Here is a 24,810-nt window from a genome sequence, read left to right on the forward strand (position 1 = left end):
ATCCCCTCTCCCGCCGGGAGAGGGTCAGGCGACCGCGCGGCTTACCGCCAGTCGGAGGCTTTGGTGCGCTTCAGGCGTTTCTCCAGATCCGCCACCGCTTTTTTGCCGTCCTCTTTGCCGTTCAACACGCTGAAGGTCACGTTGAAGATGGCGTTGGAGACGCGGGGATACTGCGCCTTGGTTACCGTCGCCGGGCGCGGCACCGCTTTGGCAAAGATGTCGCGGAACATGGTCAGATGCGGTGCCAGCGCCTGCACCTCTTTATCGTCATAGAGCGCCACGCGGGTCGGTGCATGGCCGAGCATTTTCAGACGGTTTTTTTGGGAGTCGTCATCGGTGAGGATTTTCACCAGCGCAATGGCCGCGTCCGGATTCCTGGTGTTACCGTTAACCGACCAGTGCCAGCCGCCCAGCGCCGTGGCGCCGTTGCCCTCCGGGCCACTCGGCAGAGCCGTCACGCCCACCTTGCCTTTCAGCGGGCTGTCGTCAGCCTGAGAGAGCTGGTACGCATAGGGCCAGTTGCGCATAAACAGCGCATCGCCGTTCTGGAACACCGAGCGCGACTCCTCCTCTTTGTAGCCGAGCACCCCTTTTGGCGCGATGGTCCCGATCCAGCCCTGGGCCATATCCAGCGCCTGCGCCGCCTTCGGATTGTTGATGGTGATGTTGCCCTTTTCGTCAATAAAGGTGCCGCCGCCGTAAGAGTCCACCCACTCCAGCGCATTGCAGGTCAGCCCCTCATACGACTTGCCCTGGAACACCAGACCCCAGAAGTTCTTTTTGCCCTCTTTGCGCTCGGCGGCCTGAATTTTGGTCGCGATACGCGTCAGGTCCTGCCAGGTTTTGGGCGGCTGCTCCTGATATTTATCGAGCAGATCCTTACGGTAGAACAGCACGCCGGTATCGATATAACCGGGCACCGCTTTCAGGTGGCCGTTAACGCTGTTGTTCTGCCACGGGCCGGGGAAGAATTTGTCTTTTTCAGATCCCATCGCCTCGGTGAGATCCAGGGTTTGCTTATCAAGCAGGCCGATCCAGATGGTATCGGTTTCGAAGACGTCGACGGCCTTTCCATCTTTTGCCGCGAAGAGCTGCTGAAGTAGCGCAAGTTTTTCATCGGAGCCCGACGGGAATTCCACAAATTCAAGCTGGTGCTGCGTCTGCTTTTCAAAGCGATCTTTGATGTACTTACAGTACTCTTTGCCGCCCGGCGACACCGGGCACTCCATCCGCAGGGTATCCGCAAAACTGGCCTGGCAAAAACCCGCCAGCGCCACCGTCAGGGCACTTAACGTCAGCGTTTTCATCTTCACCTCTTGATAATTGTTGTAGTAAGAGGTGGCCTCAGGCTAAAGCCTTCAGGCCGCCGTAATCGGAATCGCGCAAAAATGCGCCATAACAACAAGCTAGTTAAGGATCGTCTTATGCTGCAAAAAAGTTGTCGCACGGTTACGCTAAATAGCGATGCAGTGCACGGAACGCAGCATAAAGGCAGTAAAAAAGCGGTCTGATGTTGCGAAATGGCGAAAAGCTGCAAAGCATTAAGCCGGTGAGCCTGTTAATCCCGCGGCGCACCGGGCGACGAGGCCTGGCCATCATGGCCTGAAAACCGCACTCGCTGGCTTTACACGGTTCTTTGAACTGCCTCTCAAAATGTTAATAAATATGTCCGGGGTTATTTACAGCGCCAGGGATGTTACCAGTATCATGTTACCGGTATCAGAGAGCGCACCTGCACACCGCATCGGTAAAGCGCCATTGTGAATCCCAGAGGATAATAAGAATGACCGAAACAACTTACGCTTACGGCGCTGGAACGCTGCTCGGCATTGCCGCCGCTGCGGTGATCCTGCTGCTGGTACTGATCATGCGCTTTCGTGTGCATGCCTTCCTGGCCCTGACGCTGGTCAGCGTGGTCGTTGCCATCGCGACCAAAGTCCCGTTCGATAAAATCGTCCCGACCATCCTGAGCGGTTTCGGCTCCACCCTCGCAGGCGTCGCCCTGCTGGTCGGCCTTGGCGCGATGATTGGTCGTCTGCTTGAAGTGTCCGGCGGCGCGAAGGTGCTGGCCGATACGCTGATCAACAAGTTTGGCTCACAGCGCGCGCCGTTCGCGCTGGGCGTCGCCTCGCTGCTGTTTGGCTTCCCGATCTTCTTCGATGCCGGTCTGGTGGTTATGCTGCCGATCATCTTCAGCGTCGCGAAGCAGTTTGGCGGCTCGACCCTCAAGTACGCCTTCCCTGCCGCAGGCGCCTTTGCGGTAATGCATGCGCTGGTACCGCCGCATCCGGGCCCGGTTGCCGCCAGCGAACTGCTGGGTGCCAACATCGGTCTGCTGGTGTTTGTGGGTCTGATCATCGCCCTGCCGACCTGGTATCTGGGTGGCTACCTGTATGGCCAGTACGCCGGTAAAAAATTCGACGTCAAACTGCCCAGCTCCTTCCTGGGTGAAGTCCAGCAGGACGCGAACCATCAGCCGCCGTCATTTGGTCTGGTACTGACCATTCTGCTGATGCCGCTGGTGCTGATTTTCCTTGATACCGGTCTTAATACCGCGACGGTGATGGGCTGGGTCAGCGCCGACAGCACGTTGGTTAACTTCCTGCGTATGCTGGGTAAAACCCCGATCGCGCTGCTGATTACCGTGTTCTTCTCGCTGTGGGTGTTCAGCGGTCGCAACAGCCTCAGCCATCTGGAAAAAATCTGCGACGGCGCGCTCGGCCCGATCTGCGGCATTATCCTGGTGACCGGTGCGGGCGGGATGTTCGGTGGCGTACTGCGCGCCAGCGGCATCGGCGACGCGCTGGCCGGGGTGCTGTCTGATACCGGCATGCCGCTTATCGTTGCCGCGTTCGTGATCTCCACCGCGCTGCGCGTGGCGCAGGGCTCTGCCACCGTGGCCCTGACCACTACCGCGGCGTTGGTTGCCCCGATGGTGCAGGTGACAACCGGACTGAGCGAATTCGACCTGTGCTTTATCGTTATCGCTATCGCGGGCGGCGCTACGGTGCTGTCCCACGTGAACGATTCCGGTTTCTGGCTGGTGGGTCGCTTCCTGGAAATGGACGAGAAAACCACGCTGAAAACCTGGACCGTGATGGAAACTCTGCTCGGCAGCCTGGCGTTTATCTTCGCCGCTATCGGCAGCCTGATTTTGTAAGAGAGTTTGTGAAGTAAGGCTCTTCAAAATCCCCGTCGGGGCCAGTATCATCCCCCTTAGCTAACCCTCATCGCCTGGCGGTGAGGGTTTTCTTTTGGCTATATGCCCCGCATGCCGCGGGCGTAACGACATAACATGGAGTGACAGATGTCCAGACCTGCCATCATCATCAGTGAACTTGATGCTGTGCGCATCGATAAACTGCTTGAGAAACCTGAGTACGCCACGCTGCCGGTCGCCCAGGCGTTAAACACCGAGCTTGACCGGGCTACGCTGCTCTCCCCGCAGGCAATGCCGCATAACGTGGTGAGCATGCAAAGTGAAGTGGAGTTTCGTGATGTGAACAGCGGTGAGCGCTACGTGCGTAAGCTGGTCTACCCGTCGCAGATGACGGACAGCAGTACCCAGCTGTCGGTACTGGCTCCGGTAGGTGCCGCACTGCTGGGGTTAGAGGTGGGGAATACCATTCAGTGGACGCTACCGGGCGGCAGCGAGACGCATCTTGAAGTGCTGGGGTTACGCTACCAGCCTGAAGCCGCTGGCGATTTCCATCTGTAACCTCCCCTGACGCGCCGCGACGCGTTGTTGCAGAGGATGCGTACGCATCCTCTTTCCGTTTTACCGCCTGCCCATTCCACGCTTTACGTCATCGCCTGACCGGCGACAGCGGCCGTTTTCACGCCGATCCTGAAAGGGCATCCGACGCACCCCATACGGGCGCGCCGGGCGAGCCGTTACGGCATTAGCGGCGTATTCACGATACCGGTCACTTTATCGCGTGCGGCTTCCGGTGTGGTCGCCCCCGGCACCAGAATCACCTTCCGGCACTCCTCTTCGCGCTTCTCAAAGATTTTGTACCCTTCCGCCGCCGCATCGAGCGGCATGTAGTGAGTGACAATCTCCTCCGGATGAATCAGCCCCTTCTCAATAAGCTCCAGCAGTTCCGGCAGCCATTTCTGCACGTGAGTCTGGCCCATCTTAAAGGTGATGCCTTTATCGAAGGCGTCGCCAAACATGAAGCCGTGAATAAACCCGGCATAGACGCCCGGCACGCTCACCACCCCACCGCGGCGCACGGCGGCGATACACTGACGAAGCGCCTTACCGCTGCTGCCCTCAATTTTCAGGTTGGTCAGCAGGGTTTCGGTTTTACTGCCTTTCGCTTCGAAACCCACCGCATCAATCACGCCGTCCACGCCGCGATTCCCCAGAGTGCGCTCGATAATTGCCGCAGCCGGATCGTCGATCTCATCGAAGTTAATCGGGATTACGCCGTAGCGCTGCTCCGCAAAGGCGAGTCGATAGGCGTTGTGGTCGACCATGAAAATCTGCTCGGCCCCCAGATAGCGGGCGCAGGCGGCGCTCAGCAGCCCCACCGGCCCGGCACCGTAGATGGCCACGCGCGAACCTTTGCCGATTTCGGCGTTTTTCACCGCCTGCCATGCGGTCGGGAGGATATCCGACAGGAACAGCACTTTGTCGTCGGCGAGGGTAGAAGGCACTTTGATCGGCCCGACGTTCGCTTTCGGCACCCGGACGTACTCCGCCTGGCCACCGGGTATGCCGCCGTAGAGGTGGCTAAAGCCGAACAGCGCCGCCGGAGCCGGGATCTGCTTTTTGTTGAGCGCGGCGCCGTGGCCGCCGTTGGTGGTTTCACAGGCGGAGTACTGCTGCAGGTGGCAGAAGAAGCAGTCGCCGCAGGCAATAACAAACGGCACCACCACCCGGTCACCCTTTTGCAGGTTGGTGACGCCGCGGCCGGTTTCCACCACCTCGCCCATAAACTCGTGCCCAAAAATATCGCCGTGTTCGGTCTGGGGAATTTTACCGCGATAGAGGTGCAGGTCTGACCCGCAGATAGCCGTGGCGGTGACCCGCAGGATCACATCGTCATCGGCATAGATGGACGGGTCCGGAACGTTATCAACGCGAACATCGTGGGCGCCATGATAGGTTAACGCTTTCATAAACTGACCTCCTGGTTATCGCCAGGCTCATCAGGCAGCATCATCGACGATGAATCTGCATGACTGAGCCAGGTGGCTGGAATTTCAGCGAAAAAGCGAAGCGGTATGCTTCACTCTCCTCTGACCAAGCGTAGCCAGGTGAGGTGCGCTGCCCGGCTTTTTAGGGCCAGACGGCGGTGGATTGGGATTTATCCTGGGCATAAAAAAAGGCCGCATCGGCGGCCTTTTTGCTGCGTAACGTCAGTTGTTACGCGGTTTTGGTACGGATCAGGTAGTCGAACGCGCTGAGTGACGCTTTCGCACCTTCGCCGGTGGCGATGATGATCTGCTTGTACGGAACGGTGGTGCAGTCCCCTGCGGCAAACACGCCCTTCACGCTGGTTTCGCACTTGGCGTCGATGATGATTTCGCCCATGCGGCTGCGCTCAACCGCGCCTTCCAGCCAGTTGGTGTTCGGCAGCAGACCGATCTGGACGAAGATACCGGCCAGCTCCAGGGTGTGTTTGGCACCGCTGACGCGATCCTGATACTCCAGCGCGGTCATTTTGCTGCCGTCGCCGATCACTTCGGTGGTCATCGCGTTCAGGATGATCTCGACGTTCGGCAGGCTGCGCAGCTTGTCCTGCAGCACCTGGTCCGCTTTCATCTCTGGGGCGAACTCCAGCAGGGTGACGTGCTCTACGATGCCGGCGAGGTCAATAGCCGCTTCCACACCGGAGTTACCGCCGCCGATCACACCCACGCGCTTGCCTTTAAACAGCGGGCCGTCGCAGTGCGGGCAGTAGGTTACGCCCTTGGTGCGGTACTGGTCTTCACCCGGCACGTTCATGTTACGCCATTTGGCGCCGGTGGCGATGATGACGCTGCGCGCTTTCAGGGTGGCGCCTGAGGCGGTTTCAATCTGATGCAGGCCGCCTTCCACGCTTGCCGGAATCAGCTTCGTCGCGCTTTGGGTGTCGATCACGTCTACATCGTATTCATTCACGTGCGCCTTGAGCGCGCCGGCCAGCTTCTGACCTTCGGTTTTCGGTACCGAGATGTAGTTTTCGATGTCCACGGTGTCGAGCACCTGGCCGCCGAAACGTTCACCCATCAGACCGGTACGGATACCTTTACGCGCAGAGTAGACCGCTGCTGCCGCACCCGCCGGGCCGGAACCGACGATCAGGACGTCGTAAGCGTCACGCTGGTTCAGCGCCTCTGCCGCACGTTTCTCCGCGCCGGTATCGACTTTCGCCATGATTTCAGCCAGTGACAGACGGCCCTGACCGAACTCTTTACCGTTCATAAACACCGCCGGCACACCCATGATGTTGCGGTCGGTGATTTCGTTCTGGAACACTGCACCGTCAATAGCGGTGTGCTTGATGCGCGGGTTGAGCACCGCCATCAGGTTCAGCGCCTGCACCACGTCCGGGCAGTTGTGGCACGAGAGCGAGTAGTAGGTTTCAAACTCGAAGTCGCCGTCCAGATCGCGGATCTGCTCCAGCAGCTCTTTCGCTTCTTTCGACGGGTGACCGCCGGTCCACAGCAGCGCCAGTACCAGCGAGGTGAACTCATGACCCAGCGGGGAGCCGGCGAAGCGCGGGCCCTGAGCGGAACCCGGGTTAGTGATCAGGAACGACGGTTTGCGAACCGGCAGCGCGTTGTCTTCACGGAAAGACACTTTGTCAGACAGTTCAGCGATTTCAGCCAGCAGTTCCTTGATTTCTGCCGATTTCGCGCTGTCATCCAGCGTAGCAACCAACTCGACAGGCTTAGTCAGACGCTCAAGATACGCCTTGAGCTGAGTTTTCATGTTTGAATCGAGCATACAATCTCCTGGGCTTAAAACATCATCATGCAAGCTGCCTTGTGCGGGCTGCCTGAATGCAACTTGAATCATGGTGTGGGGATAAAAATCGGGTGCAATATTGCACCCGATATAAAGCATAATTTTTCAAAGGATTTTCGCTTCAGAGCAAGGCGGCGAACTCTCAAGTCCCCGGGAGCTTACTCAAGTAAGTGACCGGGGCGCGAGAGTGAAGCCAACGCCGCTATGAGGCGAAAGCCGACGAAAAATTAGATTTTGCCGACCAGGTCCAGGGAAGGAGCGAGCGTCGCTTCGCCTTCTTTCCACTTAGCCGGGCAAACTTCACCTGGGTGCGCAGCAACGTACTGAGCCGCTTTGATTTTACGCAGCAGGTCAGATGCGTCACGGCCGATGCCTTCAGCGGTAACTTCAATCGCCTGGATGATGCCCTGCGGGTCAACGATGAAAGTACCACGGTCAGCCAGACCTTCGTCTTCACGCATATTTTCGAAGTTACGGGTCAGGGCGCCAGTCGGGTCACCGATCATCGCGTACTGGATTTTAGCGATGGTGTCGGAGCTGCTGTGCCATGCTTTGTGGGTGAAGTGGGTGTCGGTAGAGACGGAGTACACGTCTACGCCCAGCTTCTGCAGTTCGTCGTAGTGATCGGCAACGTCGCCCAGTTCGGTCGGGCAAACGAAGGTAAAGTCAGCCGGATAGAAGAAGAATACGCTCCAGCGGCCTTCAGTGTCTTTCTCGGTGACTTCGATGAATTCACCGTTTTTGAACGCCATGTTTTTGAAAGGTTTGATTTTAGTGTTAATCAAGGACATCTATACTTCCTCCGTGGTTTCGATGGGATGTAAGGTATCGAAATTCTCTCGCTGCTGCTAATGCGTTTGCATTATCAAATCAATAAGCGATAGCTAACAACCCTTACCGATAACGTTTTTGACGACGAAAAGGTGCATGCGCATCTTTTGCCGGACCAACGTGTTGAGCGTTGAAAATAAAAAAGCCACCTCCTGACGGGGTGGCTTTAAACCTGAAATTCCCGCAGGCAACTTCAAGGATGGGTCTTGCACTTACACGCAAAACGCTTTGATTAGAACACTCCCCCTGACAAAGGGCAATGCGCCTTGTCGGCTATCTCGCCTATGGCTGTGATAGGTTTTGACTGTCGCTGCCTCACAGCGCGACCAGACGGGCCGCCGCGGCATCCAGCGTGGCTTCCTGTTTGGCAAAACAGAGTCGAATCAGCTTGTGCGGGAACGGATCGGCGCAGAACACCGACAGCGGAATGGCCGCCACCCCCACCTCGGTGGTCAGCCATGTGCAGAAGCTGACGTCGTCGAGATCGGAAATGGCGCTGTAGTCCGCCAGCAGGAAATAAGTGCCTTCGCACGGCAGGATCTCAAACCGGCTGGCCGCCAGCGCCTGCACAAACCGGTCACGGCGCGCGCGATAAAAATCCGGCAGCTCGCGGTAGTGCTCGGGCTGCTCGCGCAGCATATCCGCCAGCGCCAGCTGCGCCGGCGTGTTCACGGAAAAGGTCAGGTACTGATGCACCTTACGCACCTCGGCGCTCAACGCGGCGGGCCCCACGCAGTAGCCCACCTTCCAGCCGGTCATATGATAGGTTTTGCCAAACGACGAGACGGCAACCGCCCGCTCGCGCAGCTGCGGATGGCTCAGCACGCTGGCGTGGCCCTGCGGGGCAAAGCAGATGTGCTCATACACTTCATCGCTCAGCACAAAAATATCGTGCGCGGCGATGGCCTGCCACAGCGCTGCAAAATCTGCCTTTTGCCACACCGTCGCGGAGGGGTTGTGCGGCGTATTGAGGATCACCAGCCGGGTTTTCTCGCTCAGCAGCGTCGTAAAATGCGCCCAGTCGACGCGGAAATGCGGCGGCTGGAGCGCCTGACGCTTCAGCACCCCGCCCGCCAGCTGGATCGCTGGCGCATAGCTGTCATAGCTGGGATCGAAGCAAATCACTTCATCGCCCGGCCGCACCAGCGCGGTGATGGCGGCGTAGAGCGCTTCGGTTGCGCCTGCGGTCACGGTCACCTCGCGGGTGGCATCGGGCCGGTAGCCGTAAAGCGCGGCGGTTTTGTCGGCGATGGCTTCACGCAGCGGCGCCACGCCGGTCATCGGCGCGTACTGGTTCGATCCCTCGGCAACGTGGTGCGCCAGGCGGGTCTGGAGATAGCGCGGGCCATCAAAATCCGGGAAGCCCTGCGACAGGTTAATCGCCTGATGCGCCTGCGCCAGGGCGCTCATTTGCGTAAAGATGGTGGTGCCGAGAGCGGGAAGTTTACTTTCCGGAATCAAAGGGTTAGCGCTCATGATTATCGTGCCTGCAGTAAGAAAGGATGTTAAGCGTGTGTTGCCGCCACTATATCACGATGATAGTATTTGGCAATCAAGACGCTTAGACGTCTAAACCATAAGATTATTCCTCCCGACAGACGGAGCCTGCAGATGACACAACTCGATGCGCTGGTAGAAACCTGCCACTGGATAGGCCACAAAGGCTGGGCCCCCGCCACCGGCGGCAATATGTCGGTGCGCGAAGATGCCCGCTGGTGCTGGCTGAGCGAATCCGGTCGCGACAAAGGCAGCCTGACCCGCGATGACTTTCTGCAGGTGGAGATTGCCACCGGCCGCGTTCCCTCCGGGCGAAAACCCTCGGCGGAGACCGGGCTGCACACCCTTATCTACCGCCTCTTCCCGGAGGCCCACGCCGTTCTGCACGTCCATACCGTAAACGCCACGGTGCTGTCGCGGCTGGAGAACGCCCCGGTGCTGCGGCTTCAGGGCTACGAGATGCAAAAATCCCTTGCCGGGCAGCAGACCCATCTCGACGCGGTCGATATTCCGCTGTTCGACAACGATCAGGACATTGACGCCCTGGCGCAACGCATCGCCCACTATGCAGAGGCTGCGCCGCTGCGCTATGGTTTCCTGTTACGCGGCCATGGCCTGACCTGCTGGGGGCGCGACGTCAATGAAGCGCGTCGCCACCTGGAAGGGCTGGAGTTTTTATTTGAATGTGAACTGCGTTTACGCCTGCTGGAGAGAAAATGATTCGCGCGATTGTTACCGATATAGAAGGCACCACCAGCGACATCCGCTTTGTGCATAACGTTCTGTTCCCCTACGCCCGGGAGCGGCTGGCGGCGTTCGTTAAGGCGCAGCAGGAGAGCGAACCGGTGCGCGCCGCGCTTGACGATCTGCGCGTTGAAATCGCCGATCCGAAGGCGGATACCGACACGCTGATTCAGACGCTGTTCCGCTTTATGGATGAGGATCGCAAGTCCACGGCGTTGAAAGCGCTACAGGGTCATATCTGGCGCGACGGCTACCTTAACGGTGACTTTACCGGGCATCTTTACCCCGATGTACTGCCGGCGCTGGAGGCCTGGCGCGCCCAGGGGCTGGATCTCTACGTCTACTCCTCAGGCTCGGTGGCAGCGCAAAAGCTGCTGTTTGGCTACAGCGACGCGGGCGACATTACCCCCCTGTTCAGCGGCTATTTCGATACCCACGTTGGCGCTAAACGCGAGGAGCAGTCCTATCGCAACATTGCCGCGCACATCGGCGCCCCTGCCGATACGCTGCTATTTTTATCAGACATCCATCAGGAGCTGGACGCGGCACGCGCGGCGGGCTGGCATACCCTACAGCTGATTCGCGGCGAGCCGGATGCCCACAGCCAGCATCGCCAGGTGGCTTCCTTTAGTGACATTTTACCGGAGCAGATTGCCTTATGAGTGGACTGACGATTTTTTCTGATAACGATGCCGAAACCCCGCTGTGGCAGAGCCGTGACGCCGAGGAGATCAGGGCGCAGCTGAACGCCCAGGGCGTGCGCTTCGAGCGCTGGGAAGCGGATCGCGATCTCGGCGCGGCACCGGATGCACAGACCGTCATCGCGGCCTATCAGCACGCCATCGATCGTCTGGTGCAGGAGAAGGGCTATCAGAGCTGGGATGTCATCAGCATCCGCCCGGACAACCCGCAGAAAGAGGCAATGCGCGGCAAATTCCTCAATGAGCATACCCACGGCGAGGACGAGGTGCGCTTTTTCGTTGAAGGCGCCGGGCTGTTCTGCCTGCACATCGGGGATAAGGTCTATCAGGTGCTGTGCGAGAAAAACGATCTGATCTCGGTGCCCGCCGGGACACCGCACTGGTTTGATATGGGATCGCAGCCCTGCTTTACCGCAATCCGCATCTTCGATAACCCCGAAGGCTGGATTGCGCAGTTCACCGGCAACGACATCGCCGGTGCCTACCCGACGCTGGCCTGATCCCCTCCCCCGGCCCTTTCCTCAAGGAGCGCGCCGGGGGTAACCCCATCAATTACGCCGTGGCGAAGGCGCCGTCGCGCACCTGCGCCGGGGTGACCACGCCGCTGTCCAGCACCCAGCCGCTGATCAGCGCGGCGGGGGTAACGTCGAACGCCGGGTTGTAGACGCGGGCGTTCTCCGGCGCCCACTGTACCGCTCCAAAACTCCCTGCCACGCCGGTGATCTCCGTTGCCGCACGCTGCTCAATGGGAATGGCCGCCCCGTTCGGGCAGGCCGGGTCGAGCGTGGTCTGCGGCGCGGCGACGTAGAACGGAATGCCGTGGTAGTGCGCCAGCACCGCCAGCGAGTAGGTGCCGATTTTGTTCGCCACGTCCCCGTTCGCCGCGATGCGATCCGCCCCGACCCACACCGCATCCACCTCGCCCTGCGCCATCAGGCTTGCCGCCATGGAGTCGGTAATCAGCTGGTACGGCACGCCCCACTCCCCCAGCTCCCAGGCCGTCAGACGCCCGCCCTGCAACAGGGGCCGGGTTTCATCCACCCAGACGTTGGCTACCTTACCCGCCTCGAAGGCGTGAGCAATCACCCCCAGCGCGGTGCCGCGTCCGGCGGTAGCCAGACCGCCGGTGTTGCAGTGCGTCAGCAGGCGGCTGCCGGGCGTCACCAGCGCGGCACCGGCGTGGGCGATGCGCTCACACAGCGCCCTGTCCTCCTCCACCAGCCGCAGCGCTTCCGTCACCAGGGCCGTCACGTGGTCGGGCTGCGCCAGCGCGGTACGCATGCGATCGAGATTGTTCATCAGGTTGACCGCGGTGGGCCGCGCGGCACGCAGGGTTTCCAGCGCCGCAGCCAGCGCCTCGCGGCTCTCGCCCCGTTCAGCGAGCAGCGCCAGCAGCAGGCTGGCGGAGAGCCCAATCAGCGGCGCACCGCGTACCCGCAAGGCGTGAATATGCCCGACCAGCGCCTCGACGCTGTCGGCAGGAAGCCAGTTTTTTTGCTGCGGCAACGCCTGCTGATCGAGGATCCAGAACTGGTTTCCCTCGACCCGCAGGCTGGTGGTCTGAAGTGTCTGCATGTCGTTAAATCCCTGTTGCGTTAATGTGGAACATTGTGTCAGGATGAAGTCCAGATGTATAGACGTCTGAATGGCTTAATATCCAGAATGAGAGAGGACAGGGGCAATGTCGCAATACCGCACTTTCACAGCCGCCGATGCCGTGGCTTACGCACAACAATTTGGCGGCGTGGACTCGCCTGACGAGCTGGTGGACGCGCAGGAGATCGGCGACGGCAATCTCAACCTGGTGTTTAAAATTTTCGACATTCACCATCGCAGCCGCGTGATTGTGAAGCAGGCGCTACCCTACGTGCGCTGCGTCGGCGAGTCCTGGCCGCTGACCCTCGACCGCGCCCGGCTTGAAGCCCAGACGCTGGTAGAGCACTATCGCCACTGCCCGCAGCACACGGTGCAGGTGCTGCACTACGATCCGGCGCTGGCGGTGATGGTGATGGAGGATCTCTCCGACCACCGCATCTGGCGTGGGGAGCTTATCAAGGGCGCTTACTACCCGCAGGCCGCCACGCAGCTGGGGGAGTACCTGGCGCAGACGCTGTTTCACACCAGCGATTTTCATCTTCATCCGCATAACAAAAAGGCGCTGGTGGCGCAGTTTATCAACCCGGAAATGTGCGAGATCACCGAAGACCTGTTCTTCAATGACCCCTATCAGATCCATGAGCGCAACAGCTATCCGGCGGCCATTGAAGCCAGCGTCGCCGCCCTGCGCGACGACAGCGCGCTAAAGGTGGCGGTGGCAAGTCTCAAGCATCGTTTCTTCTCCCATGCCGAAGCCCTGCTGCATGGCGACATCCACAGCGGCTCTATTTTCGTTGCCGACGGCAGCCTGAAAGCCATTGATGCCGAATTTGGCTACGTCGGCCCCATCGGGTTCGACGTCGGCACCGCTATCGGCAACCTGCTGCTCAACTACTGCGGCGCGCCGGGGCAGCTGGGTATTCGCGATGCCGCCGCGGCACGCGAGCAGCGCCTGACGGATATTCGCGAGCTGTGGCAGGCGTTTGCCACGCGCTTTGCCCGCCTTGCCGCCACGGAAACCCACGACGCCGCGCTGGCGGCGCCGGGCTACGTTGAAGCGTTCCTGAAGAAAGTGCTGACCGATGCCGTCGGTTTTGCCGGCAGCGAGCTGATTCGCCGCAGCGTGGGCCTCTCCCATGTGGCAGACATCGACACCATTGCTGATGAAGAGATGAAGCACGCCTGCCTGCGCCACGCCATTGAACTCGGCAAAGCGCTGATACTGGTTGCCGGGCAAGTGGATAATGCCGACGAGCTGCTTATCCGGGTGCGGCAGTACAGCTAGCCTGTCGCGGTGGGTGGGCATTGCTTACCCGCCCACCCTCTTCTGTGTCGACCTATCCCAGATACTCAATCACCGACAGACCACCGTTATAATCGGTGCTGTAGATGATGCCCTGGGCATCCACAAACACGTCGCAGGACTGAATCACCTGCGGGCGTCCGGGCCGGGTGTCCATCATGCGTGCAGGCGCGGCGGGCACCAGCGCGCCGGTCTCCACCGGGCGGTATGGGTTCGAGATGTCATACGCCCGCACCCCGGCGTTCTGCCAGGTGGCAAAGATGAGCGTCGAGCTGACAAAGCTGCCGGGGCGGTTTTCATGCAGGTTATGCGGGCCGAAGTGCGCCCCTTTTGCCACATAGTCCGCCTCGTCCGGCTGCGGGAAGGTCGCAATGCTGATGGGGTTTGACGGCTCGCGAATATCAAACAGCCAGATGTGCTTCTCGCCATCCTCCTGATTGTCCAGCACCGCCTCATCCAGCACCACCAGCAGATCGCGATCCGGCAGCGGCAGCGCGGTGTGCGTCCCGCCGCCAAACGGCGGACTCCAGTTTCGGTGGCTGATAAGCGTTGGCCGGGTGCGGTCCTTCACGTCGAGCAGCGTCAGCCCGCCGTCGCGCCAGCTGCCGTAGGCGGTATCCCCGGCGATAATGGCGTGATGCAGCGCATAGCGTTTGCCTTCGGGCCACGACGGCTGCTCGCCCGCGGCCTCGTTCATGCCCGGCAGCCACCAGCGTCCGGCGACCTCCGGCCTGCGCGGGTCGGCCAGATCGATGGTCAGGAAGATGTAGTCGGTAAAGCCGTCGATCAGCGCCGAGACGTACGCCCAGCGTCCCCCCACGTACCAGATGCGGTGAATACCGATACCGTTCAGCGACAGGAAGCTGATTTCCCGCGGCTTGTCCGGGGTGGCAATATCAAAAATCCGCAGCCCGGCGCACCAGCCGCGATCCTGCACATCACGCACCGTGTCACCCACCGAACGGGTGTAGTAGACCTTTTCGTCAGCGAACCGCGCATCGGCAAACAGATCCCGGGCGTTGATCACCAGCAGCAGATCGTCATGCGCCTGCAGATGCACATTCCAGGTACCCGGCGGCGCGGGCACATACCCCACCGCCTGCGGGTTTTTCGGATCGCGCACGTCGACGATGGTAAACCCCTGGGACACCATATGACCCACATACGCATAGCCGCGATGCACCATCAGCTGGACGCCGTCCGGGCGGCCGCCCTGATCGCTGTGGCCAATCAGCCGCATATTGCGGCTGTAGTCAGGACGAGGAGGTTCGGTCGCCATTATTTGTGCTGCGCTTCAAGGGTGGCAAACCAGGGCGCGATAAAATCGTCGGTCTGGCCCCAGCCGGGAATGATTTTGCCGAGGCTGGCGACGTTCACGGCACCGCTCTGGCTGGTCAGCAGCGCCTGCGGAATGGCGGCAGCTTTGAAGTCGTAGGTGGCAGGCGTCGGCTCACCGGCAATTTTGTTGGCGATCAGGCGCACGTTAGTCGCACCGATCAGCTTCGGATCCACCGCCACGCTCACTTTCCATGGGCTGCCCGCCTCACGCATCAGCTGCAAATCCTGGTTGGAGATGTCGATGCTGTAGAGTTTGATCTCGGTACGGCCGTTCTCTTTCAGCGCCTTATACGCCCCCTGGCTGAACGCATCCCAGGTGCCCCAGATCGCATCGATCTGCCCTTTCGGATACTTGGCCAGCACGGCGCCCACTTTATTGGCGGTATCGCCCTGCACATCAGAGGACACCGCGCCGATGGACTCCAGCTCCTTGATCTCCGGGTACTGCTGCTGCAGCGCTTTATACGCCGCCTGGCGGCGCTCCATCGGCGGGAAGCCGGCGACCCACAGCTTGATGATGTTGGCTTTGCCGTTGAAGTCTTTTGCCAGCTGGCCGAAAGAGAGGTTGGTCAGGGAGGCGTCATCCTGCTGGGTCACGGTGACGCCCGGAATGTCGCCGCTCACTGCGGTATCGAAAACCGACACCTTAATACCGGCATCGACGATGCGCTTCACCAGTTGCGTGGAGTACGGGTCACGCCCCTGGGAGAGAATGATGCCGTCATATTTCTGGCTGATGGCCTGGTTCACGAAGTCCTGGAACTTCGCATCGTCGCCGTTGCTCAGGAAGGTGCTGACCTTAAAGCCCAGCTTTTTGCCCTGCTGGATCGCACCGGCAACAAACTGGGTGGTGTTGTCATCGGAGCCGAGGTTGCGGATAACCGCAATGCGGATTGGCCCGCTGTGACCGGCAATGGCCTCCGGCACCGGGGCAGGCGTGGCGGCGAAACCGGGTAGCGCGCTGAACAGGCCAAGCGCCAGCAGTGAAAGCGTAATTTTTTTCATCATAATTCCCTGTCTGAAAGGTTAACGTCGCTGAATGTAGGTAATAGCCAGAGCGGCGGCGAGCACCAGCCCTTTGATAATGTCCATTGCGTAGTACGGCACCGAGAGCATCACCAGCCCGTTGGAGAGCACGCCGAGGATCACCGCCCCCACCAGCGTGCCCAGCGCGTTGGGTTTACCGGAGCCTGCCAACGAGAAGCCGATCCAGGCGGCCGCCACCGCGTCCATCAGATAGCCGCCGCCGGCATTCACCTGGGACGAACCGATGCGCGAGGCCAGCAGAATGCCGCCGAGGCCCGCCAGCAGCGAGGCAATCACGTAGGCCGCCACCTTATAGCGGGTGGTGCGGATCCCGGAGAGGCGCGCCGCCTCCGGGTTGCCGCCGATGGCGTACATGCGCCGCCCGTGGGTGGTTAGCGACAGGCCAAGCTGCGCCACCAGCGTGACCGCCAGCATGATGATGACGATGATCGGCACCTGGCCCAGCAGGCCAAACGCCGCGGGAATCATGCCTTCCGCCATATCGCCGCTCGGCAGCACCATGTTCTCGGTGATGGAGCCGCCGTAGCTGTAAGTCATCGCCACGCCCTGAATAACAAACAGGCTGGCAAGCGTGGCGAGCATATCGGGAATTTTCAGCACCACGATCAGGAAGGCATTAAACAGCCCGACCAGGGTGCAGAGCAGCAGCGTGACCACAATCGCTTCGGTGGTCCCGAAGCCGTGCCAGACGAAAAGCGAAATCACCAGCGCGTTGGCCAGCGACGCGGTGGAGCCCACCGACAGGTCAAAGCCGCCGATGGTCAGCGAGATCGACACCCCCACCGCAATCACCGTCACGATGGCGATGGAGCGCAGAATATTGATGATGTTGTTCGGGTCGAGGAAGTTGTCGGACGCGATACCGAAGATCGCAATCAGCGCCACCACGGTGACCAGCATCCCCCACTTATAGAGAAACTCGATGATCTGCTGACGGGCCGACAGCGTCGGTTTCAGGGCTACGGCTTTGTTCACGCGGGGGTTCCTCCGGTGGAGTAGAGTAATAATGTTTCTTCTGAGGCCATGCGGCCTTCCATTTCGGCGACGATGCGCCCGTCCCACAGCACGCAGATGCGGTCGCACAGCCCAACCAGCTCGTTGAACTCGCCCGAGGCGTAGATCACCCCTTTGCCGTCCCGGGCCAGCTGGTCGATCAGGACAAACAGATCGCTTTTCGCTTTGACGTCCACGCCTTTGGTCGGCTCGTCAAAAATCAGCACCTCTGCCCCGCCGCGCAGCCATTTGCCAATCGCCACCTTCTGCTGGTTGCCGCCCGACAGACGACGCAGCGTCTGCCCAGGCCCGGTAGTGCGCACGCCGAGACGGGCGATCACCTGCTCCGCCCAGCGCCACGCCGCACGGTGCCCGAACAGGCTCCAGCGTGAGAAGTGACGATCGGCGCTCACCGCCAGGTTCATGGCCACCGGTTCATCAATAAAAATGCCCTCTTTGCGACGCTCCTCGGGGATCAGCGCCAGCCCGCGCGCCACCGAGTCCGCCGGATCCCGCGGACGCCAGCGCGCGCCGTTCAGCTCGCCCTCATCAACGCGGCTTTTACTGGCGCCGAACAGCGCCTTACAGAGTTCGGTTTTCCCCGCCCCCGCCAGCCCGGCAATGCCGAGGATTTCGCCGCGCCGCAGGTGCAGGGAGATATTGTCCAGCAGGGCGTCGTCGTGCAGGCCGCTGACGCGCAGCAGCGTCTCGCCTCCCTGCTCGGCGCGGCGCGGCGGGTAGAGGTCGGTGAGCTGGTGGCCCAGCATCTTCTCGACGATCTCGCCGGGGGTCAGCGCCTGCATCGGGCCGGATTCGATAAGCCGCCCGTCGCGCAGCACCGTCAGGGTGTCGCACACCTCGTTCAGCTCCTGCAAACGGTGGGAAATGAACACCACGCCGATACCCTGCTGTTGAAGGCGCTTCACCACGGCGAATAAGCGCTCGCTTTCGTGCTGATCCAGCGGCGCGGTGGGTTCATCAAGAATAAGAAAGCGGCAGCGGTGCGACAGCGCCCGGGCCAGCAGCACCTGCTGCTTTTGCGCCAGGGTGCAGTCGTCAATACGCCGGTTCACGTCCAGATCGCAGTCCAGCTGGGCCAGCGCCTGCCGTGCGCGTTGCCGGATGGCTCCCCAGCGATAGCGATGGCCAGGCTGCGCCAGATCGTCCAGCAGAATGTTCTCCGCCACGCTCAGGCCCGGCACCAGCGCGACGTCCACCTCCTGCTGCACCAGGTGAATGCCCAGCGCTTTCGCCTCGCGCGGCGAGCGAATCTCCACCGGCTCGCCGTCAATGGCGATGCGGCCGGTGTAGTCTGCATACGTGCCGCACAGCACCGCCATCAGGGTTGATTTTCCCGCCCCGTTGGCCCCGGTCAGCGCATGGACCGACCCGCCGTGCAGGGTGAAATCCACCCCGCTGAGCGCGTTAACGCCCGCGAAGGCAATGGAGATATTCCGCATTTCAAGGCGTTGCGTTACGGACATGGCGGCACTCTCCTGCACGGGTTGGGGGTTTTGCCACTTTTTCACGAGGATATATCTGCTGGCAATGAACGAATCGGCATAAGATAAAGCAAAAAAATATTAGCCGTCCAGATGTCTGGATGTAACATCAAAATTATTCATGTTGCCACGCGATCTGGCGGCCAACATGAAAAAATTGCATCTGATAACCCGTATTTATATGGACGTCTGGAAGTCTGCTCGTGCTAAGGTGTCGGGAAAATAAAAAAGGACAACATCATGACTGATACCGCTATTCGCGTGGTTCCCGGCCCGGCCAACTATTACGCCCACCCAGGCGCGCTGGCGCGACTTGATGACTTCTACACGCCTGAGCAGCTCTCCCGCGCGGTGTGGGTCTACGGCGAGCGCGCCATCGCCGCGGCGCGCCCCTTCCTGCCGGCGAGTTTCAACGCCCCGGGCGCACGACAGATCCTGTTCCGCGGCCACTGCAGCGAACGCGACGTCGCCGCGCTGGCACAGGAAGCTGGTGACGATCGAGCCGTGGTCATCGGCGTGGGCGGCGGCACGCTGCTGGATACCGCCAAAGCGCTGGCGCGCCGTCTTGGCGTCCCGGTAGTCGGCATACCGACCGTGGCGGCCACCTGCGCGGCCTGGACGCCGCTTTCGGTGTGGTACAACGACGCCGGGCAGGCGCTGCATTTCGAAATTTTTGACGATGCCAACCATCTGGTGCTGGTGGAGCCAACGATTATCCTCAATGCCCCGGCGGAATATCTGCTGGCGGGGATCGGCGACACCCTGGCGAAATGGTATGAAGCGGTGGTGCTGGCGCCGCAGCCGGAGACGCTACCGCTGACGGTGCGGCTCGGCATTAACGGGGCGCAGGTTATTCGCGATATGCTGCTGACGCAGAGCGAAGCCGCGCTGGCCGACCAGCAGAACGGCGTGTTGAGCCAGGATTTCTGCGATGTGGTGGAGGCGATTATCGCCGGTGGCGGCATGGTGGGCGGGCTGGGCGAGCGCTATACGCGGGTTGCGGCGGCACACGCGGTGCACAACGGCCTGACCGTATTGCCCCAGACCGACAAATTCCTGCACGGCACCAAAGTGGCCTACGGCATTCTGGTGCAGAGCGCCCTGCTCGGCCAGGACGAGGTGCTGGACACCCTGATTGCGGCGTGGCAGCGTTTCACCCTGCCGACTACCCTGGCGCAGCTGGAGGTTGATATCCACAGCCCCGAGCTTGAGAAGGTGATTGCCCATACCCTGCGTCCGGTGGAATCCATCCACTATCTGCCGGGCGAGGTCACCCCGCAGCGGCTGCGTGCCGCCTTTGAGAAGGTGGAACGCTGGGGAAACTAACCTCAGCCACCACCCCGTCGTCCGTTCTCCCGCCGTTATTCGCCCACGCCATTGGCTCGCCGCCGATGGCGCCTCTCGCCTCACCCGGCAAGTCAGAACTGCCTCTGTCTCCGGTAAAGCTGAAATTCTCGACTACCCTAAGGATCAACGCACAAGAGGAGGAGTGAAATGCAAAAGCAGGCATTGATTATCGGTATCAGCGGCATCAACGGTCGCGCGCTGGCCGAAAAACTGCAGCATGAAGGGTGGCAGGTCACCGGGCTTTCCCGCGGGCGTAGCGCCGCGCCTGAAGGCTGCCGCAGCCTCACCGCCGACCTGACGGACAGCGACCAGGTGCGTGAAGCGCTGGCGGACGTGAAGCCCGATGCGCTGTTCTTCAGCGTCTGGTCACGGCAGGAGAACGAGCGGGAAAATATTCGCGTTAACGGCGGGATGGTGCGTAACGTCATTGAGGCGCTGGGTGAACGCCTGAACGGCGCTCACGTGGCGCTGATTACCGGCCTGAAGCACTATCTCGGCCCCTTCGAAGCCTATGGCAAAGGCGCCGTTCCCGTTACGCCGTTCCGCGAAGAGCAGGGACGCCAGCCCGTGGAAAATTTCTACTACGCCCAGGAGGACGAAGTGTTCGCCGGTGCGAAGAAATACGGCTATCGCTGGAGCGTCCACCGTCCGCACACCATCATCGGCTATGCCGTGGGTAACGCCATGAACATGGGCCAGACGCTGGCGGTCTACGCTACCCTGTGCCGCGAAAAAGGCTGGCCGTTTATCTTCCCCGGCTCGCCGGAGCAGTGGAACGGCCTGGCGGATATGACCGACGCCGGACTACTGGCCGAACAGCTGCTGTGGGCCGCCACGTCTGAGGAAGCGGCAAATGAAGATTTCAACGCCGTCAACGGGGATGTGTTCCGCTGGAACTGGCTGTGGCCGCGGCTGGCCGCCTGGTTTGGCATTGAGGCGGCGGAGTATCCCGGACGGGCGATGCCGCTGGAAACGCGGATGCAGGAGGCGGCAGAGGCCTGGCAGGAGATCGCCGCCCGGTATCAGCTACGCGAAGCGGACATCACCAGACTTGCCTCATGGTGGCACACCGATGCCGATCTGGGCCGTCCGATGGAAGCCTTCACCGATATGAGCAAGAGCCGCAAAGCCGGGTTTACCGGGTATCGCTCCACCCCGGACGCCTTTATCGCGCTGTTTGAAAAGCTGAAAGCGGAGAACATCATTCCCCGCTGATCCTGAGCGGTGCACGCCTGGCGTGCACCGTTGTGCTGCGGGCTGAAGCCACGCTTAGCTTGCGGTCTCGGCAAACGCGCGTCCTAACTGCTCCACAGGCAGGTAGCGGCCAATGATCACCAGCCGCGAGTGCGGGGTTTCGCTCTCCTGCCACGCTGAACCGTAATCAAAGCCCACCACTTTATACACGCCCTGCACCACCAGACGCTGTGGCTGCCCGTCGATCGCCAGCACGCCTTTGTAGCGCAGCATGTCGTTGCCGTGGTCGGCGATGCAGCGCTCCATAAACGCCCCGATCTTTTTCAAATCCAGCGTGCCGGCGTCGAACACGTGCGCCTGGATCACGTCCGGCGTCGGTTCCGCGCGGGTGGTGGCGAAGGGTCGGAAGCGGCCCGGCGCGTCGGCGCGGGCGGAGATAATGTGGTAGCCCTCGGTCAGCGCGTTGCGGTCGTCCATCTCAAAGGCGGCAATGTTCAGCCACTCCCCGGGCGGGCAGGCGCCGTGATGGATCGCCAGCAGCGGCGCTTTGTTATTGATGCGGTGAATACGCGCCAGCATCGCCTCTTTATGCGCCTCGTCGCACAGGTCGGTTTTGGTCAGCAGCAGGCGGTCGGCAAAGGCAATCTGCGCCGCGGCCACCGGATGCTCATCCAGCTGCTGGCCGATGTGCTGGCAGTCCACAAGGGTGATTACCGCGTCCAGCCGCAGCGATTCGCGCAGCCGCTCCTCGGTAAAGAAGGTCTGAATGATGGGGCCGGGATCGGCGAGGCCGGTGGCTTCCACGATCAGCGTCTCAAAGGGCATTTCGCCGGAGGCGCGACGATCCAGCAGATCGACCATCGCCTCGGTAAACTCGCCGCGCACGCTACAGCATACGCAGCCGTTACTCACTTCAACGACGCGGATGTTGTCGCCCCGGGCGAGCAGCTGTCCGTCGATGCCGACGGCGCCGAATTCGTTCTCGACAATCACCACCGAACTGTCGGCGTGATGATGAAGGTAGTGGTTTAACAGGGTGGTTTTACCCGCACCGAGAAAACCGGTGAGCAGGGTGACGGATACGGCAGTCGTCATGACGTCTTCCTTTTAATCAGCAGCAACGCGCGCCGCCTTTACCGCCGTAGCGCGCATCCTGACGCTCGCGGAAAAATTCTTCGTAGCTCATTGGCGGCTCGTCCGGGTGGTTGAGACGCATGTGCTGCACGTAGTTGTCATAGTCGGGTACGCCGACCATCAGCTTTGCTGCCTGACCGAGGTATTTCCCGGCCTTTGCAAGAGTATCGAACATCGTGGTTACTCCGGTTGGCGGCGCACCGGTGAAGGCCGATGCGCCGCGAGAGGGCCAGGGCTTAGTGCGCGCCTTTCGCCTGGGCAACGATGCGGTCTGCATCTTCCGGCATCGGCTCATACGGCGTTTCGTTGGCCGTCGGCTTGTCGGACTTCAACGCCGCCCGTGCGGTTTTCAGCGAGAACCAGGCCAGCACCACCACAACCACCATAAAGAACATGGTCAGTCCGGCGTCGAGACGGTTGTTAAACACCAGCTGATTGAGCTGCGACACGGTGTACTGTGCCGGGATGGTGCCGCTGTCGATCATCGCCTGGAACTTGTTGGCGATGGCAAGGAAGCCGACTTTCGGATCCGGGCTGAAGGTTTTCTGCCAGCCGGCGGTCAGGGTACAGATCAGCAGCCAGGCGGTCGGCACCAGCGCCACCCAGGCGTAGCGCTGACGCTTCATTTTGAACAGCACCACGGCGCAGAGCATCAGCGCCATACCGGCCAGCATCTGGTTGGCGATGCCGAACAGCGGCCACAGGGTGTTGATGCCGCCCAGCGGGTCAAGCACGCCCTGGCGCAGGAAGTAGCCCCAGGCCAGCACCACCAGCGCGGTCGCCAGCAGGTTAGCGGGCAGCGAGTCGGTGCGCTTCAGCGACGGGGCCGCTACGCCCAGCAGATCCTGCAGCATAAAGCGCGCCGCACGGGTCCCGGCGTCCACCGCCGTCAGGATAAACAGCGCCTCAAACAGAATGGCGAAGTGATACCAGAATGAGACATCCATCAGGCCGCCCAGCGCACCGTGCAGGATGTACGCCATCCCCACCGCCAGGGTCGGTGCCCCGCCCGCGCGGGAGATGATCGACTGCTCACCCACCTCGTTGGCGATTTGCGTCAGGGTCTCCGGGGTGATCTGGAAGCCCCAGCTGGTTACCACCTGCGCGGCCGAGGCCACCACATCGGTTGCGCCCGCCGGTGCCAGCACCGCCATCGGGCTGTTCATCGCGAAGTAGACGCCCGGGTCGATAACGCAGGCCGCCACCAGCGCCATGATGGCAACGAACGACTCCATCAGCATGCCACCGTAGCCGATAAGGCAGGCCTGATTCTCATTGGCCAGCATTTTCGGGGTGGTGCCGGAGGCGATCAGCGCATGGAAACCAGACACCGCGCCGCAGGCAATGGTGATAAACAGGAACGGGAACAGGTTGCCGGACCAGACCGGGCCGGTACCGTCGATGAATTTCGTCACCGCCGGCATGGTCAGCGTCGGACGCATAATCAGGATGCCAATCGCCAGCCCGACGATGGTCCCGATTTTCAGGAAGGTGGAGAGGTAGTCACGCGGGGCCAGCAGCAGCCAGACCGGCAGCACTGCGGCAACGAAGCCGTAGCCCACCAGCATCCACACCAGCTGAATCCCGGTGAAGTCAAACCACGGTGCCCAGGTTTCGCTTTCCGCCACCCAGCCGCCGGAGATGATGGCGAAAATCAGCATCACCAGACCGATGATCGACACTTCGCCGATGCGCCCCGGACGGATATAGCGGATGTAGATCCCCATAAAGACCGCCAGCGGAATGGTAAAGGCGACGGTATAGGTTCCCCACGGACTGTGGGTCAGGGCTTTCACCACGATCATCGCCAGCACCGCCAGGATGATAATCATGATCATAAAGCAGGCCACCAGGGCAATCACTCCGGCGGTCGGGCCCATCTCCTCTTTCACCAGCTCACCGAGCGAGCGCCCGTCGCGGCGGGTGGAGACAAACAGCACCATGAAATCCTGCACCGCACCGGCCAGGACCACACCGGCCAGGATCCAGATCATCCCCGGCAGATAGCCCATCTGGGCTGCCAGAACCGGCCCGACCAGCGGCCCGGCACCGGCGATAGCGGCAAAGTGGTGACCGAACAGCACCTTTTTGTCAGTTGGCACATAGTCGAGGCCATCGTTATGCCGCACCGCGGGCGTCATGCGGGTGCCGTCGACGGCAAGCACGCGACGGGCGATGAAGATGCCGTAGAAGCGATAGGCGATAAGGTAAACACACACCGCGGCGACCACGATCCACAGCGCGTTGATCTGTTCGCCACGATTGAGAGCGATATATCCGAGGGCAAACGCGCCTAGCAACGACAGCGCCACCCAGATAAGGTATTTCCCTGATTTATTCATAGTTGTTGTCCGTCAGTGTGATGCAGCAAAGGTGTTACATTTTGTATCTATATCAGCAGCCAAAATTTAACAACGCTGAATCCGGATAAAAGGGGCGCGACGGGAGGGATTTACCTGACATTGCTAGCGGGATCACTTTACGAGGGAAACGGCGTGCAATGGCGTTGTACAAAGGGTAGACAGCGAGGGGTTTCCCTCACCGGCCCCGCTTCAGGCAGGCGAGAGAGAAGCAGCGGTGTGGGGCGATGTCGGGAGAGGCCACCCCGACCAAAACGGGGCG

At 61.0% G+C, this 24,810-nt stretch carries 21 protein-coding genes; 8 read left to right on the plus strand and 13 right to left on the minus strand.

The features are described 5' to 3' along the window. Positions 1–41 precede the first annotated feature (41 nt). Complete coding sequence (locus tag DW58_RS08355; protein ID WP_024562468.1) at positions 42–1,307, minus strand: ABC transporter substrate-binding protein; 1,266 nt, start codon at positions 1,305–1,307, stop codon at positions 42–44. Between the two features lie 476 nt (positions 1,308–1,783). On the opposite strand from DW58_RS08355, the gene DW58_RS08360 reads away from it, so the two are divergent. Continuing rightward, on the plus strand, positions 1,784–3,160 hold the full coding sequence (locus DW58_RS08360) for a GntP family permease (protein WP_024550325.1): 1,377 nt from the start codon (positions 1,784–1,786) through the stop codon (positions 3,158–3,160). Positions 3,161–3,307: 147 nt separating this feature from the next. Further along, a complete protein-coding gene (gene rnk, locus DW58_RS08365) occupies positions 3,308–3,718 on the plus strand; it encodes a nucleoside diphosphate kinase regulator (RefSeq protein WP_024550326.1) in 411 nt (136 codons plus the stop codon). Positions 3,719–3,894: 176 nt separating this feature from the next. On the opposite strand, the gene DW58_RS08370 is transcribed toward rnk, so the two are convergent. The 4 genes from DW58_RS08370 to DW58_RS08385 form a co-directional block, all read right to left on the minus strand. After that, a complete protein-coding gene (locus DW58_RS08370; RefSeq protein ID WP_024550327.1) occupies positions 3,895–5,127 on the minus strand; it encodes a zinc-dependent alcohol dehydrogenase in 1,233 nt (410 codons plus the stop codon). A 247-nt stretch (positions 5,128–5,374) separates the two neighbouring features. Then, positions 5,375–6,940 (minus strand): alkyl hydroperoxide reductase subunit F, encoded by a 1,566-nt coding sequence (gene ahpF, locus DW58_RS08375; protein WP_024550328.1) that lies wholly within the window; start codon positions 6,938–6,940, stop codon positions 5,375–5,377. 248 nt (positions 6,941–7,188) lie between these two features. Further along, positions 7,189–7,752, minus strand: coding sequence for an alkyl hydroperoxide reductase subunit C (gene ahpC / locus DW58_RS08380; protein ID WP_024550329.1), 564 nt, complete (start codon positions 7,750–7,752; stop codon positions 7,189–7,191). Between the two features lie 355 nt (positions 7,753–8,107). Further along, complete coding sequence (locus DW58_RS08385; protein ID WP_024550330.1) at positions 8,108–9,268, minus strand: pyridoxal phosphate-dependent aminotransferase; 1,161 nt, start codon at positions 9,266–9,268, stop codon at positions 8,108–8,110. 135 nt (positions 9,269–9,403) lie between these two features. On the opposite strand from DW58_RS08385, the gene DW58_RS08390 reads away from it, so the two are divergent. From DW58_RS08390 to DW58_RS08400, 3 genes are read left to right on the plus strand one after another with little or no spacing between them, the layout of a single operon-like run. Beyond that, positions 9,404–10,009 carry a methylthioribulose 1-phosphate dehydratase gene (locus tag DW58_RS08390; protein ID WP_029696466.1) on the plus strand — a complete coding sequence of 202 codons (606 nt, stop codon included), beginning with the start codon at positions 9,404–9,406 and terminating at the stop codon, positions 10,007–10,009. After that, positions 10,006–10,695 carry an acireductone synthase gene (gene mtnC / locus DW58_RS08395; RefSeq protein ID WP_024550332.1) on the plus strand — a complete coding sequence of 230 codons (690 nt, stop codon included), beginning with the start codon at positions 10,006–10,008 and terminating at the stop codon, positions 10,693–10,695. The genes DW58_RS08390 and mtnC overlap by 4 nt, the downstream gene beginning before the upstream one ends. Then, positions 10,692–11,234: a 1,2-dihydroxy-3-keto-5-methylthiopentene dioxygenase gene (locus DW58_RS08400; protein ID WP_024550333.1), complete on the plus strand. Its 543-nt coding sequence runs from the start codon at positions 10,692–10,694 to the stop codon at positions 11,232–11,234. The genes mtnC and DW58_RS08400 overlap by 4 nt, the downstream gene beginning before the upstream one ends. A gap of 52 nt (positions 11,235–11,286) precedes the next feature. On the opposite strand, the gene mtnA is transcribed toward DW58_RS08400, so the two are convergent. Then, positions 11,287–12,309 (minus strand): S-methyl-5-thioribose-1-phosphate isomerase, encoded by a 1,023-nt coding sequence (mtnA, locus tag DW58_RS08405; protein ID WP_024550334.1) that lies wholly within the window; start codon positions 12,307–12,309, stop codon positions 11,287–11,289. A 106-nt stretch (positions 12,310–12,415) separates the two neighbouring features. On the opposite strand from mtnA, the gene mtnK reads away from it, so the two are divergent. Continuing rightward, the gene (mtnK, locus tag DW58_RS08410; RefSeq protein ID WP_024550335.1) at positions 12,416–13,615 is read left to right on the plus strand and encodes an S-methyl-5-thioribose kinase; all 1,200 of its coding nucleotides are present in this window, start codon (positions 12,416–12,418) and stop codon (positions 13,613–13,615) included. A gap of 52 nt (positions 13,616–13,667) precedes the next feature. Here mtnK and DW58_RS08415 read toward each other — a convergent pair whose 3' ends face one another. The 4 genes from DW58_RS08415 to DW58_RS08430 are packed head-to-tail and all read right to left on the minus strand — an operon-like array spanning position 13,668 to position 18,495. After that, positions 13,668–14,912 carry an LVIVD repeat-containing protein gene (locus DW58_RS08415; protein ID WP_024550336.1) on the minus strand — a complete coding sequence of 415 codons (1,245 nt, stop codon included), beginning with the start codon at positions 14,910–14,912 and terminating at the stop codon, positions 13,668–13,670. Further along, positions 14,912–15,976, minus strand: a complete 1,065-nt coding sequence (locus tag DW58_RS08420; RefSeq protein ID WP_024550337.1) for a sugar ABC transporter substrate-binding protein — start codon at positions 15,974–15,976, stop codon at positions 14,912–14,914. Before DW58_RS08420 ends, DW58_RS08415 begins: the two co-directional genes overlap by 1 nt. A 21-nt stretch (positions 15,977–15,997) precedes the next feature. After that, complete coding sequence (locus tag DW58_RS08425) at positions 15,998–16,993, minus strand: ABC transporter permease (protein WP_024562467.1); 996 nt, start codon at positions 16,991–16,993, stop codon at positions 15,998–16,000. After that, on the minus strand, positions 16,990–18,495 hold the full coding sequence (locus tag DW58_RS08430; RefSeq protein ID WP_024562466.1) for a sugar ABC transporter ATP-binding protein: 1,506 nt from the start codon (positions 18,493–18,495) through the stop codon (positions 16,990–16,992). The genes DW58_RS08425 and DW58_RS08430 overlap by 4 nt, the downstream gene beginning before the upstream one ends. A gap of 258 nt (positions 18,496–18,753) precedes the next feature. Here DW58_RS08430 and DW58_RS08435 point away from each other — a divergent pair, with 258 nt between their 5' ends. Together DW58_RS08435 and DW58_RS08440 are read left to right on the plus strand one after the other, a co-directional pair. Further along, entirely contained in the window at positions 18,754–19,839 is a 1,086-nt protein-coding gene (locus DW58_RS08435) for an oxidoreductase (protein WP_024550906.1), read from the plus strand. Between the two features lie 168 nt (positions 19,840–20,007). After that, complete coding sequence (locus tag DW58_RS08440; protein ID WP_024550907.1) at positions 20,008–21,075, plus strand: SDR family oxidoreductase; 1,068 nt, start codon at positions 20,008–20,010, stop codon at positions 21,073–21,075. Positions 21,076–21,129: 54 nt separating this feature from the next. On the opposite strand, the gene DW58_RS08445 is transcribed toward DW58_RS08440, so the two are convergent. The 3 genes from DW58_RS08445 to cstA form a co-directional block, all read right to left on the minus strand. Beyond that, positions 21,130–22,149 (minus strand): CobW family GTP-binding protein, encoded by a 1,020-nt coding sequence (locus DW58_RS08445; protein WP_024550182.1) that lies wholly within the window; start codon positions 22,147–22,149, stop codon positions 21,130–21,132. A 16-nt stretch (positions 22,150–22,165) separates the two neighbouring features. Then, positions 22,166–22,363, minus strand: a complete 198-nt coding sequence (locus DW58_RS08450; protein WP_024550181.1) for a YbdD/YjiX family protein — start codon at positions 22,361–22,363, stop codon at positions 22,166–22,168. A 61-nt stretch (positions 22,364–22,424) separates the two neighbouring features. Beyond that, a complete protein-coding gene (cstA, locus tag DW58_RS08455; RefSeq protein ID WP_024562648.1) occupies positions 22,425–24,530 on the minus strand; it encodes a pyruvate/proton symporter CstA in 2,106 nt (701 codons plus the stop codon). Between the last annotated feature and the right edge of the window lie 280 nt (positions 24,531–24,810).

The organism is Siccibacter turicensis LMG 23730 (assembly GCF_000463155.2).
In the GTDB taxonomy this organism is placed as follows: domain Bacteria; phylum Pseudomonadota; class Gammaproteobacteria; order Enterobacterales; family Enterobacteriaceae; genus Siccibacter; species Siccibacter turicensis.

Coding starts and splice junctions, on each gene's coding strand:
- mtnC (WP_024550332.1), top strand. CDS start 10,006: ATGATTCGCGCGATTGTTACCGATATAGAAGGCACCACCAGCGACATC.
- DW58_RS08370 (WP_024550327.1), bottom strand. CDS start 5,127: ATGAAAGCGTTAACCTATCATGGCGCCCACGATGTTCGCGTTGATAAC.
- DW58_RS08355 (WP_024562468.1), bottom strand. CDS start 1,307: ATGAAAACGCTGACGTTAAGTGCCCTGACGGTGGCGCTGGCGGGTTTT.
- DW58_RS08420 (WP_024550337.1), bottom strand. CDS start 15,976: ATGAAAAAAATTACGCTTTCACTGCTGGCGCTTGGCCTGTTCAGCGCG.
- rnk (WP_024550326.1), top strand. CDS start 3,308: ATGTCCAGACCTGCCATCATCATCAGTGAACTTGATGCTGTGCGCATC.
- DW58_RS08415 (WP_024550336.1), bottom strand. CDS start 14,912: ATGGCGACCGAACCTCCTCGTCCTGACTACAGCCGCAATATGCGGCTG.
- ahpF (WP_024550328.1), bottom strand. CDS start 6,940: ATGCTCGATTCAAACATGAAAACTCAGCTCAAGGCGTATCTTGAGCGT.
- DW58_RS08385 (WP_024550330.1), bottom strand. CDS start 9,268: ATGAGCGCTAACCCTTTGATTCCGGAAAGTAAACTTCCCGCTCTCGGC.
- DW58_RS08360 (WP_024550325.1), top strand. CDS start 1,784: ATGACCGAAACAACTTACGCTTACGGCGCTGGAACGCTGCTCGGCATT.
- DW58_RS08445 (WP_024550182.1), bottom strand. CDS start 22,149: ATGACGACTGCCGTATCCGTCACCCTGCTCACCGGTTTTCTCGGTGCG.
- DW58_RS08435 (WP_024550906.1), top strand. CDS start 18,754: ATGACTGATACCGCTATTCGCGTGGTTCCCGGCCCGGCCAACTATTAC.
- mtnA (WP_024550334.1), bottom strand. CDS start 12,309: ATGCAGACACTTCAGACCACCAGCCTGCGGGTCGAGGGAAACCAGTTC.
- mtnK (WP_024550335.1), top strand. CDS start 12,416: ATGTCGCAATACCGCACTTTCACAGCCGCCGATGCCGTGGCTTACGCA.
- DW58_RS08440 (WP_024550907.1), top strand. CDS start 20,008: ATGCAAAAGCAGGCATTGATTATCGGTATCAGCGGCATCAACGGTCGC.
- DW58_RS08430 (WP_024562466.1), bottom strand. CDS start 18,495: ATGTCCGTAACGCAACGCCTTGAAATGCGGAATATCTCCATTGCCTTC.
- DW58_RS08450 (WP_024550181.1), bottom strand. CDS start 22,363: ATGTTCGATACTCTTGCAAAGGCCGGGAAATACCTCGGTCAGGCAGCA.
- DW58_RS08390 (WP_029696466.1), top strand. CDS start 9,404: ATGACACAACTCGATGCGCTGGTAGAAACCTGCCACTGGATAGGCCAC.
- ahpC (WP_024550329.1), bottom strand. CDS start 7,752: ATGTCCTTGATTAACACTAAAATCAAACCTTTCAAAAACATGGCGTTC.
- cstA (WP_024562648.1), bottom strand. CDS start 24,530: ATGAATAAATCAGGGAAATACCTTATCTGGGTGGCGCTGTCGTTGCTA.
- DW58_RS08400 (WP_024550333.1), top strand. CDS start 10,692: ATGAGTGGACTGACGATTTTTTCTGATAACGATGCCGAAACCCCGCTG.